Origin of the sequence: Rhodoferax sp. GW822-FHT02A01, from assembly GCF_038784515.1 — a bacterium.
In the GTDB taxonomy this organism is placed as follows: Bacteria; Pseudomonadota; Gammaproteobacteria; order Burkholderiales; family Burkholderiaceae_C; genus Allorhodoferax.
Genome location: NZ_CP152376.1, coordinates 1,487,612 through 1,502,545, shown reverse-complemented (window position 1 = coordinate 1,502,545; position 14,934 = coordinate 1,487,612). Strand labels below are relative to the sequence as shown.

13 protein-coding genes are annotated in these 14,934 nt (G+C 63.6%); all 13 read left to right on the top strand.

Annotated features, from left to right (window positions below; translation table 11 throughout):
- The first annotated feature begins 45 nt into the window (after window positions 1-45).
- The 13 genes from AAGF34_RS07065 to AAGF34_RS07005 all read left to right on the top strand — a co-directional run bounded on the left by AAGF34_RS07065 (window position 46) and on the right by AAGF34_RS07005 (window position 14,879).
- Window positions 46-978, top strand: a complete 933-nt coding sequence (locus AAGF34_RS07065) for a helix-turn-helix transcriptional regulator (protein WP_342619910.1) — start codon at window positions 46-48, stop codon at window positions 976-978.
- 116 nt (window positions 979-1,094) lie between these two features.
- Entirely contained in the window at window positions 1,095-2,759 is a 1,665-nt protein-coding gene (gene boxC / locus AAGF34_RS07060) for a 2,3-epoxybenzoyl-CoA dihydrolase (protein ID WP_342619909.1), read from the top strand.
- A 24-nt stretch (window positions 2,760-2,783) separates the two neighbouring features.
- A complete protein-coding gene (gene boxB, locus AAGF34_RS07055) occupies window positions 2,784-4,211 on the top strand; it encodes a benzoyl-CoA 2,3-epoxidase subunit BoxB (protein ID WP_342619908.1) in 1,428 nt (475 codons plus the stop codon).
- A gap of 347 nt (window positions 4,212-4,558) precedes the next feature.
- On the top strand, window positions 4,559-5,836 hold the full coding sequence (gene boxA / locus AAGF34_RS07050; protein WP_342619907.1) for a benzoyl-CoA 2,3-epoxidase subunit BoxA: 1,278 nt from the start codon (window positions 4,559-4,561) through the stop codon (window positions 5,834-5,836).
- Window positions 5,836-6,630, top strand: a complete 795-nt coding sequence (locus AAGF34_RS07045) for an enoyl-CoA hydratase-related protein (RefSeq protein ID WP_342619906.1) — start codon at window positions 5,836-5,838, stop codon at window positions 6,628-6,630. Before boxA ends, AAGF34_RS07045 begins: the two co-directional genes overlap by 1 nt.
- Window positions 6,627-8,177, top strand: a complete 1,551-nt coding sequence (locus tag AAGF34_RS07040) for a 3-hydroxyacyl-CoA dehydrogenase (protein ID WP_342619905.1) — start codon at window positions 6,627-6,629, stop codon at window positions 8,175-8,177. Before AAGF34_RS07045 ends, AAGF34_RS07040 begins: the two co-directional genes overlap by 4 nt.
- A gap of 1 nt (window position 8,178) precedes the next feature.
- The gene (locus tag AAGF34_RS07035) at window positions 8,179-8,628 is read left to right on the top strand and encodes a MaoC family dehydratase (protein ID WP_342619904.1); all 450 of its coding nucleotides are present in this window, start codon (window positions 8,179-8,181) and stop codon (window positions 8,626-8,628) included.
- Window positions 8,629-8,636: 8 nt separating this feature from the next.
- The gene (gene pcaF / locus AAGF34_RS07030) at window positions 8,637-9,839 is read left to right on the top strand and encodes a 3-oxoadipyl-CoA thiolase (RefSeq protein WP_342619903.1); all 1,203 of its coding nucleotides are present in this window, start codon (window positions 8,637-8,639) and stop codon (window positions 9,837-9,839) included.
- A gap of 123 nt (window positions 9,840-9,962) precedes the next feature.
- The gene (locus AAGF34_RS07025; RefSeq protein ID WP_342619902.1) at window positions 9,963-11,081 is read left to right on the top strand and encodes an S-(hydroxymethyl)glutathione dehydrogenase/class III alcohol dehydrogenase; all 1,119 of its coding nucleotides are present in this window, start codon (window positions 9,963-9,965) and stop codon (window positions 11,079-11,081) included.
- Window positions 11,082-11,089: 8 nt separating this feature from the next.
- Entirely contained in the window at window positions 11,090-11,953 is an 864-nt protein-coding gene (gene fghA / locus AAGF34_RS07020; protein ID WP_342619901.1) for an S-formylglutathione hydrolase, read from the top strand.
- A gap of 328 nt (window positions 11,954-12,281) precedes the next feature.
- Window positions 12,282-13,091 (top strand): ABC transporter ATP-binding protein, encoded by an 810-nt coding sequence (locus tag AAGF34_RS07015; RefSeq protein WP_342619900.1) that lies wholly within the window; start codon window positions 12,282-12,284, stop codon window positions 13,089-13,091.
- Entirely contained in the window at window positions 13,084-14,010 is a 927-nt protein-coding gene (locus AAGF34_RS07010; RefSeq protein WP_342619899.1) for an ABC transporter permease, read from the top strand. Before AAGF34_RS07015 ends, AAGF34_RS07010 begins: the two co-directional genes overlap by 8 nt.
- Window positions 14,007-14,879: an ABC transporter permease gene (locus AAGF34_RS07005; protein WP_342619898.1), complete on the top strand. Its 873-nt coding sequence runs from the start codon at window positions 14,007-14,009 to the stop codon at window positions 14,877-14,879. Before AAGF34_RS07010 ends, AAGF34_RS07005 begins: the two co-directional genes overlap by 4 nt.
- The last annotated feature ends 55 nt before the right edge of the window (window positions 14,880-14,934 follow it).

The window sequence follows — 14,934 nt, the reverse complement described above, 5'->3', positions numbered from 1 at the left end:
GTCAAGCACTATATTGCATGAGTGCGGGTTTACACTGAGTTCCCTATGAATACTGAACTAGAGCAGTCCGAAGCGGTTCCCCTGGTTGCTGAAACCGGCACCGCTGCACCACAGAAGAACCCGTTCCTGGTCAGCCTGGGTGAGCGCGTGCGCTCGCTGCGTGCGCGCCGGGGCATGACCCGCAAGGCAGTGGCGGTAGCCGCCGATGTGTCGGAGCGCCACTTGGCCAATCTGGAATATGGTGAGGGCAACGCCTCCATCCTGGTGCTGCTGCAGGTGGCGGGCGCCCTGCAGTGCTCCTTGATGGAGCTGCTGGGCGATGTGACCACCTCCAACCCCGAGTGGCTGCTGATCCGCGAGCTGCTGGAAAACGCCGACGACGCCAAGCTGCGCAAGGCCCGCATCGCCATCGGCGAAGCCCTGGGAACCGGTGGCGCTACCCCAATAGCCAACGCCAGAGTGGCGCTGATAGGGCTTCGCGGCGCAGGCAAGTCCTCACTTGGCCAGATGCTGGCCGATGATTTGGGCTATCCGTTTGTAGAGCTCAGCCGCGAAATAGAGAAGTTTGCCGGCTGCAGCGTGAACGAAATCCAGGCCCTGTACGGCATGAATGCCTACCGCCGCTACGAACGCCGCGCGCTGGAAGAAGCCATTCAGATCTACCCCGAAGCCGTGATTGCCACGCCCGGCGGCCTGGTGTCCGACCCGGCCACCTTCAACCAGTTGCTGTCGCACTGCACCACGGTCTGGCTGCAGGCCGACCCGCAGGACCATATGAAGCGGGTGCTGGAGCAGGGCGATTTGCGTCCCATGGCCTCCAGCAAGGAAGCCATGGAAGACCTCAAGAGCATTCTGGCCGGGCGCGCAGCCTTCTATTCCAAGGCCCAGCTCAAGCTCGATACCAGCGCCCAGCCGCTGGAGGCCACGTTCAAGGCTTTGCGCACCATGGTGCGTGAGCTCTTGCAACTGCCGGTTTAAAGAAATTTCCAAAAAAGATGCACAAAAGTGCTTGACTACGATTAAGCAGATGCAATATTATTCATATCAATGAATGAGCGCCTGCATCTATTTACATCTTTATCGGAGACAAGACCATGACCACTGCCACCCCACCCCGCGTTGAATACCAGACCGATCCCAGCCAGTACAAACACCTCAAGCTCAGTTTCAACGGTGCTGTAGCCAGCCTGGCCATCGACATCGACGAGTCCGCCGGACTGCGCCCCGGTTACAAGCTCAAGCTCAACAGCTACGACCTGGGCGTGGACATCGAACTCAACGACGCCATCCAGCGCATCCGCTTCGAGCACCCCGAAGTGCGCACCGTGGTGGTCAGCAGCGCCAAGGAAAAGGTGTTCTGCTCGGGCGCCAATATCTTCATGCTGGGTGTTTCCAGCCACGCCTGGAAGGTGAACTTCTGCAAGTTCACCAACGAAACCCGCAACGGCCTGGAAGACTCCTCCAAGCACAGCGGTCTGAAATTCCTGGCCGCCGTCAACGGCGCCTGCGCTGGTGGCGGCTACGAGTTGGCCCTGGCCTGTGACGAAATCCTGCTGGTAGACGACCGCTCCAGCGCCGTCAGCCTGCCCGAAGTGCCCCTGCTGGGCGTGCTGCCCGGTACCGGTGGCCTGACCCGCGTGACCGACAAGCGCCATGTGCGCCATGACCTGGCCGACATCTTCTGCACCAGCGTGGAAGGTGTGCGTGGCCAGAAGGCCAAGGACTGGCGCCTGGTCGACGACATCGCCAAACCTGCCGCGTTCGCAGCCAAAGTACAGGAGCGTGCCCTGGCCCTGGCCGCCCAGAGCGACCGTCCCGCGGACGCCAAGGGTGTGAAGTTCAACCCCTTGCACCGCACCGTGGAAGCCGATGCCCTGCGCTACCAACATGTGACGGTGGAAATTGACCGCGCCAAGCGCACTGCCACCTTCACCGCCAAGGCCCCCACCGGAGCCCAGCCCACCGACATCGCCGGCATCGAAGCCGCTGGCGACCAGTGGTTTCCGCTGGCGTTTGCCCGTGAACTGGAAGACGCGATTCTGCAAATGCGCACCAACGAACTGGACATCGGCATCTGGCTGATCAAGTCGCAGGGTGACGCCGCCGCCGTGCTGGCCATGGACGCCACGCTGGTGGCCCACAAGGACCACTGGTTGGTGCGCGAAACCATTGGCCTGCTACGCCGCACCTTCAGTCGCTTGGACGTGTCCTCGCGCAGCCTGTTTGCGCTGATTGAAGCCGGATCCTGCTTTGCCGGCACGTTTCTGGAAATGGTCCTGGCCTGCGACCGCAGCTACCAGCTGATGCTGCCTGACGACGAGGCTGCATCGCCCAAGATCACCGTGTCCGACACCAACTTCGGTCTGTACCCCATGGTCACCGAACAGAGCCGCCTGCAACGCCGCTTCTATAGTGAGCAGGCCGCACTCGACGCCGTGCGCGCCCAGGCAGGCAAGCCGCTGGATGCGGATGCAGCCTTTGCGCTGGGCCTGGTGACTTCCAACCCGGATGACATCGACTGGACCGACGAAGTGCGCATCGCCGTGGAAGAGCGTGTCTCCATGTCACCCGACGCGCTCACCGGCATGGAAGCCAACCTGCGTTTCAACGGCCCGGAAAACATGTTTACCCGCGTCTTTGGCCGCCTCACCGCCTGGCAGAACTGGATCTTCCAGCGCCCCAACGCTGTTGGAGAAAAGGGCGCTCTCAAGGTGTACGGCAAGGGCGACAAGGCCGTATTCGACTGGAACCGCGTTTAAACCAATCAACCCGAGGAAACAACCATGTCCACCATCAATTACAGCGACAAGATCCCCAACAACGTCAACCTGTCAGAGGACCGCACGCTGCAGCGCGCGCTGGAACAGTGGCAGCCCAATTACCTGCAATGGTGGGGCGACATGGGCCCGGATGGCTCGCAGAATTTTGACGTGTACCTGCGCACCGCCGTCAGCGTGGACCCGCAAGGCTGGGCGCAGTTCGGCCATGTGAAGATGCCCGACTACCGCTGGGGCATCTTCCTGAACCCGGCCGAGCAGGACCGCAAGATCCACTTTGGTGACCACAAGGGCGAAGCCGCCTGGCAGGACGTGCCCGGCGAATACCGCGCCAACCTGCGCCGCATCATCGTCACGCAAGGTGACACCGAGCCCGCATCGGTGGAGCAGCAACGCCATCTGGGCCTGACCTGCCCCAGCCAGTACGACCTGCGCAACCTGTTCCAGGTGAACGTGGAAGAAGGCCGCCACCTCTGGGCCATGGTCTACCTGTTGCACAAGTACTTCGGCCGCGATGGCCGCGAGGAAGGCGAAGCCCTGCTGGAGCGCCGCTCCGGCCAGGAAAACAACCCGCGCATCCTGCAGGCGTTCAATGAAGAGACACCCGACTGGCTGTCCTTCTTCATGTTCACCTACTTCACCGACCGCGACGGCAAGTTCCAGCTGTGCGCCCTGGCCGAGTCCTCGTTCGACCCGCTGGCACGCACCACCAAGTTCATGCTGACCGAGGAAGCCCACCACATGTTCGTGGGCGAGTCCGGCATCAGCCGCGTGATCAGCCGCACCTGCGCCGCCATGAACGAGCTCAAGACCGACGACGTGGCCAAGCTGCGCGCCGCTGGCGTGATCGACCTGCCCACGCTGCAGCGCTACCTGAACTTCCACTTCAGCGTGACCATCGACCTGTTCGGTGCCGACGAATCCAGCAATGCCGCCACCTTCTACAACACCGGCCTGAAGGGCCGCTACGAAGAAGGCAAGCGCGTGGACGACCACGTACTCAAGGGCCAGACCTACAAGGTGCTGTCGGTCAACAATGGCCAGCTGGTGGAGCGCGAAGTGCCCATGCTCAATGCGTTGAACGAAGTGCTGCGCGACGACTACATCAAGGATTCCATCGGTGGTGTGGAGCGCTGGAACAAGGTCATCGAAAAGGCCGGCATTCCCTTCCGCCTGAAGACGCCGCACAAGGCCTTCCACCGCAACATCGGTTCGCTCTCCGGTGCCAAGGTGTCTCCGGACGGCCGTGTGGTCAGCGAAGCGGAATGGAAGGCCAATGTGGACAACTGGCTGCCTTCCGGCGCCGACCGCGCCTTCGTAGCCAGCCTGATGGGCCGCGTGGTGGAGCCGGGCAAGTTCGCCAACTGGATTGCTCCCCCGGTCATGGGCATCAACCGCCAGCCGGTGGATTTCGAGTACGTGCGGTTCAACTGAGGTTCTGTGCTCCGTGGGCATGGGTGGTCGCTGAACCCGCAGCAAGGTGGGGGAACGTGCCGCCGCTCATGTCCCCCGCCCTTCGGGCTCCTCCTTTACTTCGCTATGGCACGTACCCCCACCCTGCTGCTGCGAATGAGATCGCTGCGTTCCCTCTGTGGGCATGCGTAACGTATGTCACCTGGAGCGGGTGGATTGGGTGTTCTGCAGAGTGAGGTAAAGGAGGAGGCCGCAGGCCGGGGGACACGAACGGCGCAGAATACCCAAGCCGCACGCTTCTGAGCGAATGTAGGCGAGCAATAACAGCACACAATTGCAGCATTGCACAAGAAGAGAGAGAGACAACCATGACAGAAGCCGTCATCAAGCAACACCTGATAGACCCCGAGATCTGCATCCGCTGCAACACCTGCGAAGCCATCTGCCCCGTGGGCGCCATCACCCACGACGCACGCAACTACGTGGTCAAGGCCGATGTGTGTAACCTCTGCATGGCCTGCATCTCCCCCTGCCCCACTGGCTCCATCGACAACTGGCGCATGATGCCTGCGGCCCAGGCCTACTCCATCGAGGCGCAGTTCTTCTGGGACGAGTTGCCCGCTGAACTCAGCGCCGAACAACTGGCCGAACAAGGCGTGGCCACCGAGGCTGTGCAAGAAGCGCAGGCCCCTGCACCTGCAGCAGACCCTGCCGGACAGCAGGCATTCAATTCCGCAGCCTTCGGCGCCACATTGCCGCCCTGGTCGGCTGCCCATGCCTACACCAACCTCTACGGCCCCAAGGCCGCCGAGAAGACCGTGACTGCCAAGGTCGTCGGCAACGTACGCGTGACCGAAGTGGGCGCCACCGCCGGTGCCGACTACGACACCCACCACATCGTGTTGGACTTCGGCAGCATGCCCTTTCCCGTGCTGGAAGGCCAGAGCATCGGTATCGTCCCGCCTGGCGTGGATGAAAACGGCCGCGCCCACCACGCGCGCCAGTACTCCATTGCCAGTCCGCGCAACGGCGAGCGTCCCGGCTACAACAACCTGTCGCTCACCATCAAGCGCGTGCTGGAAGACCACAGTGGCAAACCGGTGCGCGGCGTCGGCTCCAACTACATGTGCGACCTGCAGATTGGCGACACCGTGCAGGTTATCGGTCCGTTCGGCACCAGCTTCCTGATGCCCAACCATCCGCGCTCCAACATCGTGATGATCTGCACCGGCACCGGCAGCGCACCCATGCGCGCCATGACCGAGTGGCGTCGCCGGCTGCGCCAGAGCGGCAAGTTTGAAGGCGGCAAGCTGATGCTGTTCTTCGGCGCGCGCACGCAGCAGGAGCTGCCCTACTTCGGCCCGTTGCAGAACCTACCCAAGGATTTCATCGACATCAACTTCGCTTTCTCCCGCACGCCGGGCAGCCCCAAGCGCTATGTGCAGGACCTGATGCGCGAGCGCGCCGTCGACCTGGCACCGCTGCTGGCAGACAGCAACAGCTACTTCTATGTGTGCGGACTCAAGAGCATGGAAGAAGGCGTTGTGCTGGCGTTGCATGACATCGCCAAGGGCGCGGGACTGAATTGGGAAACGGTGGGCGCAGCGCTTAAGCGCGAGGGCCGCCTGCACTTGGAAACTTATTGATGCGCACCTACCAGACCCTGGCGCTCAGCGAGCGCGCGCCCGGTGTGGCGCAAATCACCATGGCGCGGCCCGCTGTGTTCAATGCGTTTGACGAGCTGATGATCGGCGAGCTGGATGCGGCCTTTGAAGCGCTGGTTGCCGACCCGCAGGTGCGCGTGATCGTGCTCGCGGGTGAAGGCAAGCACTTCAGCGCAGGCGCCGATCTGCAGTGGATGCAGCGCGCGGCAGAAGCCAGCGTGGAGTGGAACCTGCAGGATGCGCGGCGCTTTGCCGGCATGTTGCACCGCATCGCCAGCGCACCCAAGCCGGTGCTGGCGCGGGTGCAGGGCGCGGCGCTGGGCGGCGGCGTGGGACTGGCCTGCGCATGCGATATCGCCATTGCTGCCGACAACGCCAGCTTTGCCGTGAGCGAAGCCAAGTTCGGCATCCTGCCCGCCGTCATTGGCCCGTATGTGACCAATGCTGTGGGCAAACGCCAGGCGCAGCGGCTCGCACTCACCACCACGCGCATTGGCGCGGCCGAGGCACTGTCCATGGGGCTGGTGCAGCAGGTGGTGGCGCTCGACGCGCTGGACGCCGCGGTGGATGCCACAGTGAAGGAACTGCTGGTGGGCAGCCCCAATGCGCAGCGTGAAATCAAAGCGCTGTTTGCCCAGCTGGAAGTCGGCCCCATCACGCCCGAAGTGCGTGAACTCACGGCACAGACCATCAGCCGCGTGCGCGGCACCGACGAAGCACGCGAAGGCTTTGCCGCCTTCCTGGCCAAGCGCCCCGCCAACTGGATTCCCCAATGAGTGATACCTCTCTGAACAACGCACCGGTGCTGGTGGTGGGCGCGGGCATCATGGGCGCCGGTATTGCGCAAGTCGCAGCGCAGGCTGGTCATGCGGTCATGCTGTACGACACGCGTGAAGGCGCTGCGCTGGACGCCAAGGCCAAGCTCACAGCCAGCCTGCAGGCGCTGGTAACCAAAGGCAAGTTGGCCGCAGATGCGGTGGCGCAGACCCTGGAGCGCATCAGCGCCATCAGCACGCTGCACGAAGCGGCATCGGCCGGCCTGGTGGTGGAAGCCATCATCGAAAAGCTCGACGCCAAGCGCGGCCTGTTCCAGCAGCTTGAATCCATCGTGGGTGCCAACTGCATCCTGGCCACCAACACGTCTTCCATTTCGGTCACTGCGATTGCCAACGGCCTGCAGCGCCCGCAGCGTCTGGTGGGCATGCACTTCTTCAACCCGGTGCCGCTCATGAAGCTGGTGGAAGTGGTCTCGGGCCTGCAGACCGATGCCGCAGTGGCGCAGGCCATCTTTGACCTGTCCACACGCTGGGGCAAGGTGGCGGTGCATGCGCGCTCCACGCCGGGCTTCATCGTTAACCGCATTGCGCGGCCCTACTACGCCGAGACGCTGGCGCTGCTGCAGGAGCAGGCCGCAACGCCCGCCGTGCTGGATGCCTGTCTGCGCGCAGCGGGCTTTCGCATGGGACCGTGCGAGTTGATCGATCTGATCGGTCACGACACCAATTTCGCAGTGACACAGTCGGTGTACGAGGCCAACTTTTTCGACAAGCGCTTTGTTCCCTCGCTGGTGCAGCGCGAGATGGTGGACGGCGGCTTGCTGGGCCGCAAGTCCGGGCGTGGCTTCTATGCCTACGGCCCCGATGCCGCCGTGCCGCAGATTGCCGCGTATGCGGCAGCGGCACTGCCTGCAGCGCAGGAGATTACGGTGCATGGCAGCGGCGCGGTAGCCAAGCTGCTGTTGCAGGCGCTCGATACCGCTGTGGATGCGGCCATCAGCCTGGGTGAAGTGTCCGCGCCTGCCATACACAACGAACCCGGCAGCGACTGGGTCGGCCTGGATATCGATGGCTGCCAGTTGCGCCTGACCGATGGCCGCTGCGCCACTCAACTGGGTGGTGAGGTGGCCGTGTTCGATCTGCCCCTGCAAGGCAAGGGCAGCACCGCAGGCATCGCCAACGCGCCCTTGGCCTGGGCGGTGTCGGCGCGCGCCAGCGATGCGTGGGCCACACAGGCGGGTCAGTGGTTGCAGGCACTGGGTTTCAATGACCAGCGCGTGGCCGATACGCCCGCGCTGGTGGTGGCACGCACCATTGCCATGCTGGTCAACGAAGCGGCCGATGCAGTGCACCAGGGTGTGTGTACCGAACAGGGTGCCAACGATGCCATGAAGTTGGGCGTGAACTACCCCACTGGCCCGTTCGACTGGCTTGCCCTGTGGGGCGTGGCATCGGTGGTCCAGGTGCTGGACGCGCTGGACCTGCACTGCCGTGGCGAGCGCTACCGCGTGAGCCCCTTGTTGCGCCAGCGTGCCTGGGCGGTCTGAGATGCGGTTCGCTGAATTCTCTGCAGGGCTGGTGATAGAAGCCGGCCCCTACCATGTGACCCAGGCCGAAGTCCTGCAGTTCGCCACGGCCTACGACCCGCAGTGGTTCCACACCGATCCCGAGGCTGCAGCACAAGGTCGCTTCGGCGGCCTGATTGCCAGCGGTTGGCACACCTGCGGCATCGCCATGCGCCTGCTGGCGGACAAGGCGCTCAAGGGCTCAGAGTCGTTTGCCTCGCCGGGGCTGGCCTACATCAAGTGGCCACACCCGGTGCGCCCTGGGGACGACCTCACCGTCCGCGCCACGGTGCTGGAGACGCGCGTAGCGCGCAGCCAACCGGGTCTGGGCATCCTGCGCTGGCGCTGGCAACTGTTCAACGCCCAGGGTGCCGAGGTGCTGGGCCTGGAAGCCACCAGCCTGTTTGATCTGTCCCAGCAACTTTCCAACTGATACCTGCCATGCAACAAGCTTTCATCTGCGACGCCATCCGCACCCCCTTCGGCCGTTATGGCGGCGCCCTCTCCTCCGTGCGCACCGACGACCTGGGCGCCATCCCGCTGCGCGCCCTCATGCAACGCAATTCCTCGGTGGACTGGGATGCAGTCACCGACGTGATCCTGGGGTGCGCCAACCAGGCGGGTGAAGACAACCGCAACGTGGCGCGCATGGCTGCGCTGCTGGCGGGCCTGCCCCAGGAAGTTCCCGGCGGCACCGTCAACCGCCTGTGCGGCTCCGGCCTGGATGCGGTGGGCACGGCCGCACGCGCCATCCGCGCCGGAGAAGCCACGCTAATGCTGGCCGGTGGCGTGGAGAGCATGAGCCGTGCACCCTTCGTGATGCCCAAAGCCGAGAGCGCTTTCAGCCGCGCCAACGCGGTGTATGACACCACCATCGGCTGGCGCTTCGTCAACAAGCTCATGAAGGCCCAGTACGGCGTGGACAGCATGCCCGAGACGGCAGAGAACGTGGCCACCGATTACAAGATAGACCGCGAAGCGCAGGATCGCATGGCACTGGCCAGCCAGTTGAAAGCCGTGGCCGCGCAAAAGGCCGGCCACCTGGCGCGCGAGATCTGCGCGGTGCACATTCCCCAGAAAAAGGGCGATGCGCTCGTCGTGGAAACCGATGAACACCCGCGCGAAACCAGCCTGGAAGCGCTAGCCAAGCTCAAGGGTGTGGTGCGTCCGGACGGCACGGTGACGGCAGGCAACGCCAGCGGCGTGAACGATGGTGCCTGTGCCCTGCTGCTGGCCGACGAAGCCACCGCAGCCAAGAATGGTCTGACACCGCGCGCCCGCGTGGTGGGTATGGCGACTGCCGGCGTGGCGCCGCGCGTGATGGGCATTGGCCCGGCACCTGCGACAGAAAAGGTACTTGCTCTCACGGGCCTGGGCCTGGACCAGTTGGATGTAATCGAACTCAACGAAGCCTTTGCCGCGCAGGGCTTGGCGGTGCTGCGCATGCTGGGACTGCAGGACGACGATGCACGCGTCAACGCCTGGGGCGGCGCCATTGCCCTGGGGCATCCGCTGGGCGCATCGGGCGCACGACTGGCCACCACAGCGGTCAACCGGTTGCATGCCACCGGTGGGCGCTACGCGCTGTGCACCATGTGCATTGGTGTGGGCCAAGGCATCGCGCTGGTGCTGGAACGGGTCTGAAGACCGGCGCATACGGCGCTGAAGTTCCATAAACAAGAGCCCGCAGGACGCATGTCTTGCGGGCTCTTTATCATTCAGCCCTGTCGCCACCTGCGCGTTGAACAAAAACCTCAAGGAACCACCATGCAAACCAAAGCAGCCGTCGCCTGGAAAGCCGGGCAACCCCTCACCATCGAAACCGTGGACCTGGCTGGGCCGCGCCTGGGCGAGGTGCTGGTGGAGATCAAGGCCACCGGCATTTGCCACACCGACTACTACACCCTGAGTGGTGCCGACCCGGAGGGCATCTTCCCGGCCATCCTGGGCCATGAAGGCGCTGGCGTGGTGGTGGATGTGGGCCCGGGCGTCACCTCGCTCAAGAAGGGCGACCACGTCATTCCGCTCTATACGCCCGAATGCCGCCAGTGCAAGTTCTGCCTGTCGCGCAAGACCAATCTGTGCCAGCTGATCCGCGGCACGCAAGGCAAGGGCCTGATGCCCGATGCCAGCAGCCGCTTCAGCCTCAACGGCGACCCCATCTTCCATTACATGGGCACCAGCACCTTCAGCAACTACACCGTGGTGCCCGAGATTGCGCTGGCCAAGATCCGTTCCGACGCGCCCTTTGACAAGGTCTGCTACATCGGCTGCGGCGTGACCACCGGCATCGGCGCGGTGATCTTCACCGCCAAGGTGGAGGCCGGCGCCAACGCCGTGGTGTTTGGTCTGGGTGGCATCGGCCTGAATGTGATCCAGGGCCTGAAGATGGTGGGTGCCGACAAGATCATTGGCGTGGACTTGAACCCCGCCCGTGAAGCCATGGCCCGCAGCTTTGGCATGACGCACTTCCTCAACCCCAAGGACATCGAAGCCGCAGGCGGCAACATCGTGGACGCCATCGTGCAGCTCACCGACGGCGGCGCCGACTACAGCTTCGAGTGCATCGGCAACACCAAGGTGATGCGCCAGGCGCTGGAGTGCACGCACAAGGGTTGGGGCCGCAGCATCATCATCGGCGTGGCCGAAGCCGGCGCCGAAATCAGCACCCGTCCCTTCCAGCTGGTGACCGGGCGCAAATGGGAAGGCTCGGCCTTTGGCGGCGCCCGTGGCCGCACCGACGTGCCCAAGATCGTGGACTGGTACATGGAAGGCAAGATCAATATCGACAGCCTGATCACCCACACCATGCCGCTGGAAGACATCAACAAGGGCTTCGATTTGATGAAGCGCGGCGAGTCCATCCGCGGCGTGGTGCTGTTCTGATCCGGCCCATGACCAGCGTCACCCTGACCAGTGAGCATGCCTGCTTTGGCGGCGTGCAGCGCTTCTACCAGCATGCGTCCGCCACCATTGGCCTGCCCATGCGCTTCTCGGTCTACCTGCCGCCGCAGGCTGCGCAGGGCAAGGTGCCCGCAGTCCTGTATCTGGCGGGGCTGACCTGCACCGAAGAGACCTTCATGACCAAGGCCGGCGCCCAGCGCGTGGCCGCGGAACTGGGCCTGGCGCTGATTGCGCCGGACACCAGCCCGCGTGGCGCGGGCGTCGCGGGCGAAGCCGATGCCTGGGACTTTGGTGTGGGCGCCGGCTTCTATCTGGATGCCACGCAGGCCCCCTGGTCCAGGCACTACCGCATGGAGAGTTACCTGATGGACGAGCTGCTGCCGCTGGTCACCGACACCCTGCCGGTGGATGCGAATCGGCTGGGCATCATGGGCCACTCCATGGGCGGGCATGGCGCGCTGACGTTGGCGCTGCGCCACCCCGAGCGGTTCCAGAGTCTGTCGGCGTTTGCTCCCATCTGCGCGCCCACGCAATGCCCTTGGGGTCACAAGGCGTTCACCGGTTATCTGGGAGCCGATACCCAGGCCTGGCAGGCCCACGACGCCAGCGCCTTGATGACGCAGCGCGGCAAGCCCCTGCTGGAGCGCCCCATCCTGATCGACCAGGGACTGGGTGACAAGTTCCTGGCAGAGCAGCTGCATCCGCATCTGTTCGAGCAGGCTTGCGTCCGCGCAGGCCAGTCACTCACCCTGCGCCGTCACGAGCATTACGACCACGGCTACTACTTCATCAGCACCTTCATGGCGGACCACCTGCGTCATCACGCCGAGGGTCTGGGACTTCAGCTGCCCTGAACCTCCGACCGACTGTCGCGCCAAACTTGTGCATGGATGCGTTGAATCCACCCCACATGCACTGACAACGGGATCGAGGTAGCGCAATCCGGTGCCCTGTGTAACCTGACCGTTTGGTCAGGTTGGCATGGAGCTTGCGTTATTGCTTCCACCATGGGAGCAATGCCTTGATTCTGCGATTTGAGAAGGGCTGCGCGGCTCGCGCATACCCTTGATCAGGATCATTCCGAATAAGGGAAAGCGAGCGGACCGATGGCTGTGAATTCATCGATCCTGACCAATTGGTTAACTTATGATGTTCGAACCCTTGTAGAGCCTGCCTGAGTCAATGACCAATACCGAACCGAATCGCCCTGCAAACTCTGCCCGTCTGGCCGTTCAAGTGCAGAACGCCAGCGTGATCTACCAGACCGCCGACACGCCCGTCCATGCGCTCAGCGACATTGATCTGGACATTGCCGAAGGCGAGTTCGTCTCCCTGATCGGCCCATCAGGCTGCGGCAAGACCACCTTGATGCGCGTCATTGCCGATCTGGAGCACATCAGTGCGGGCAAAGTGCTGGTCAATGGTGTGTCGCCCCACGATGCACGTCTGGCACGTGCCTATGGTTATGTGTTCCAGGCACCGGCCCTGTTTCCCTGGCGCACCGTGTTGGCCAATGTGACCCTGCCCTTGCAGATCCAGGGCAAGGGCCGTGCGGAGGCCAAACAGATTGCGGTGGAGCATCTGGAGCGCGTGGGCCTCAAAGGATTTGAGGGGAAGTACCCCTGGCAGCTTTCTGGCGGCATGCAGCAGCGTGTGTCGATTGCGCGCGCGCTGTCGTTCGAGCCCAAGATACTGATGATGGACGAACCGTTTGGGGCGCTCGACGAAATCACCCGTGACCGTCTCAATGAACAGTTGCAGCAGCTTTGGCAGCGCGAACGCCGCACCGTGGTGTTCGTGACCCACTCGATTGCCGAAGCGGTGTATCTGTCCACCAAGATCGTGGTGATGTCACCCCGACCCGGGCGCATCGTGAAAGTGATCAACTCACCCCTGCCGGATGGCCGTCATCTGGGATTGCGCGATACCACCGATTTCATTGCCGTGGCGCACGAAGTGCGCGAGGCCCTGGCGGACCACCACCATGGCTGAAGCGACGGCGTCTTCAAGCGCCGGCGGCGGCCAAACCCCGTCTGGTCTGCACGGTCTGCTCCACAAGGGTTTGCCGATTGCGGTGGTGCTCTTTGCCGTGGTGCTGATCTGGTATGGCGCTGCCTGGGCGCTGAATGCACCGGGCGCCATCGAACGCGTGCTGGACGCGGACGCCGGCTACACCTGGCAGGAGCTGTTCAAGGCCACCATGACCATGGAGCGCCCGCTGATGCCGGCACCGCACCAGGTGGTGATGGACTTCTATGAGAGTCTCACCGGCTATCCCTTGGACAACCCGCGCAACCTGATGTACCACGTCGCCGTCACCGGCCAGAGCACCCTGCTGGGTTTTGCCATGGGCACTGTGCTGGGCCTGGTGCTGTCCATCCTGATCGTGCACAGCCGCACGCTGGACCGCGCGCTAATGCCCTGGATCGTGGCATCGCAGACAGTGCCGGTGCTGGCAATTGCGCCCATCGTGCTGGTGATTCTGGGCAGCCTGGGTTTTTCCGGGACGGCGCCCAAGGCAGTGATTGCCATGTACCTGTGTTTCTTCCCCGTCACCGTGGCCATGGTAGCCGGGCTGCGTTCGCCGCAAAAGATCGAGACCGAGATGATGCATACCTACGCTGCCAGCCGCTGGCAGGCACTGTGGCTGTTGCGCATGCCCGCAGCGCTGCCGTTCCTTTTCCCCGCCCTGCGCGTGGGTGTGGCCGCCGGGCTGGTGGGTGCCATGGTGGCTGAGCTGCCTACCGGCGCACAAGCCGGTCTTGGCGCACGGCTGCTCACGGGTTCGTACTACGGTCAGACAGTGCAGATATGGTCTGCGCTGGTGATGTCGGCGTTTCTGGGACTGTTCCTCACAGCCATCGTAGCGGCTGTCGAGCGACTCGTGCTGCGCAATCGGGGGGGCGTATGAACATTCTGCTGGACGGCAACGCGCCCATGTTCTGGCCGCTCATCACGCTGTTGGCTGTCATTGCCATTTTCACGATCTACAAGACCGCGGCACTCGACGGCAGCCGCTGGGTGGGGCCACTCACGGCTGGCGTGTTTGGCCTGTGGGTGCTGTTCTTCTGGGAAGTGCTGGTGCGTGCGCTCGATGTTTCGCGCGTGCTGCTGCCAGCGCCCAGCCTGATCCTGGGCTCGCTGGTCGAGCATGCGCCCAAGCTCTGGGGCGATTTTGTGCAGACGGTGCTCAAGGCAGTCCTCGTTGGCTGGGCCCTGGGTTGTGGTCTGGGTTTTGCCGTGGCGGTGGCCATCGACCGTATGCCGTTCTTGCAGCGCGGGCTGCTGCCGGTAGCGTCTCTTACCAGTGCGATTCCGCTGGTGGGCGTGGCGCCCATCGCGGTGATGTGGTTTGGCTTTGAGTGGCCCAGCAAATCGGCGGTGGTGGTGTTGATGACCTTCTTCCCCATGCTGGTGTCCACACTGGCAGGCCTGAAGGCGGCTGGCAAGCTGGAGCGGGAGCTGATGTACAGCTATGCCGCCAGCTACACCCGCACGCTGCTGGCACTACGCCTGCCCTCGGCCCTGCCCTATATCTTTAACGCACTCAAGGTCAATGCCACGCTGGCGCTGATTGGCGCCATCGTGGCGGAGTTCTTCGGCTCGCCCACCATGGGCCTGGGCTTTCGCATTTCCACCGAGTCGGCCAAGATGAATATGCCCTTGGTGTGGGGTGCGATTGTGGTGGCTTCGGTCACCGGATCGGTGGCCTATGCCGTGCTGGTCGCGCTGGAGCGCCGTGCCGCGTTCTGGCACCCATCGGTGCGCGAAGGCAAATAGTGGTGGCAAATGGTTTGTGTTCCTGTGTAGTTTCTTTAACCCTGAAGGAGTAGTC

What these genes read in the sequence shown, in the direction of transcription:
- fghA (WP_342619901.1), top strand. Translation starts at nt 11,090, where the DNA reads ATGACCAGCGTCACCCTGACCAGTGAGCATGCCTGCTTTGGCGGCGTG.
- AAGF34_RS07010 (WP_342619899.1), top strand. Translation starts at nt 13,084, where the DNA reads ATGGCTGAAGCGACGGCGTCTTCAAGCGCCGGCGGCGGCCAAACCCCG.
- boxB (WP_342619908.1), top strand. Translation starts at nt 2,784, where the DNA reads ATGTCCACCATCAATTACAGCGACAAGATCCCCAACAACGTCAACCTG.
- AAGF34_RS07035 (WP_342619904.1), top strand. Translation starts at nt 8,179, where the DNA reads ATGCGGTTCGCTGAATTCTCTGCAGGGCTGGTGATAGAAGCCGGCCCC.
- boxA (WP_342619907.1), top strand. Translation starts at nt 4,559, where the DNA reads ATGACAGAAGCCGTCATCAAGCAACACCTGATAGACCCCGAGATCTGC.
- AAGF34_RS07040 (WP_342619905.1), top strand. Translation starts at nt 6,627, where the DNA reads ATGAGTGATACCTCTCTGAACAACGCACCGGTGCTGGTGGTGGGCGCG.
- AAGF34_RS07015 (WP_342619900.1), top strand. Translation starts at nt 12,282, where the DNA reads ATGACCAATACCGAACCGAATCGCCCTGCAAACTCTGCCCGTCTGGCC.
- pcaF (WP_342619903.1), top strand. Translation starts at nt 8,637, where the DNA reads ATGCAACAAGCTTTCATCTGCGACGCCATCCGCACCCCCTTCGGCCGT.
- boxC (WP_342619909.1), top strand. Translation starts at nt 1,095, where the DNA reads ATGACCACTGCCACCCCACCCCGCGTTGAATACCAGACCGATCCCAGC.
- AAGF34_RS07045 (WP_342619906.1), top strand. Translation starts at nt 5,836, where the DNA reads ATGCGCACCTACCAGACCCTGGCGCTCAGCGAGCGCGCGCCCGGTGTG.
- AAGF34_RS07065 (WP_342619910.1), top strand. Translation starts at nt 46, where the DNA reads ATGAATACTGAACTAGAGCAGTCCGAAGCGGTTCCCCTGGTTGCTGAA.
- AAGF34_RS07005 (WP_342619898.1), top strand. Translation starts at nt 14,007, where the DNA reads ATGAACATTCTGCTGGACGGCAACGCGCCCATGTTCTGGCCGCTCATC.
- AAGF34_RS07025 (WP_342619902.1), top strand. Translation starts at nt 9,963, where the DNA reads ATGCAAACCAAAGCAGCCGTCGCCTGGAAAGCCGGGCAACCCCTCACC.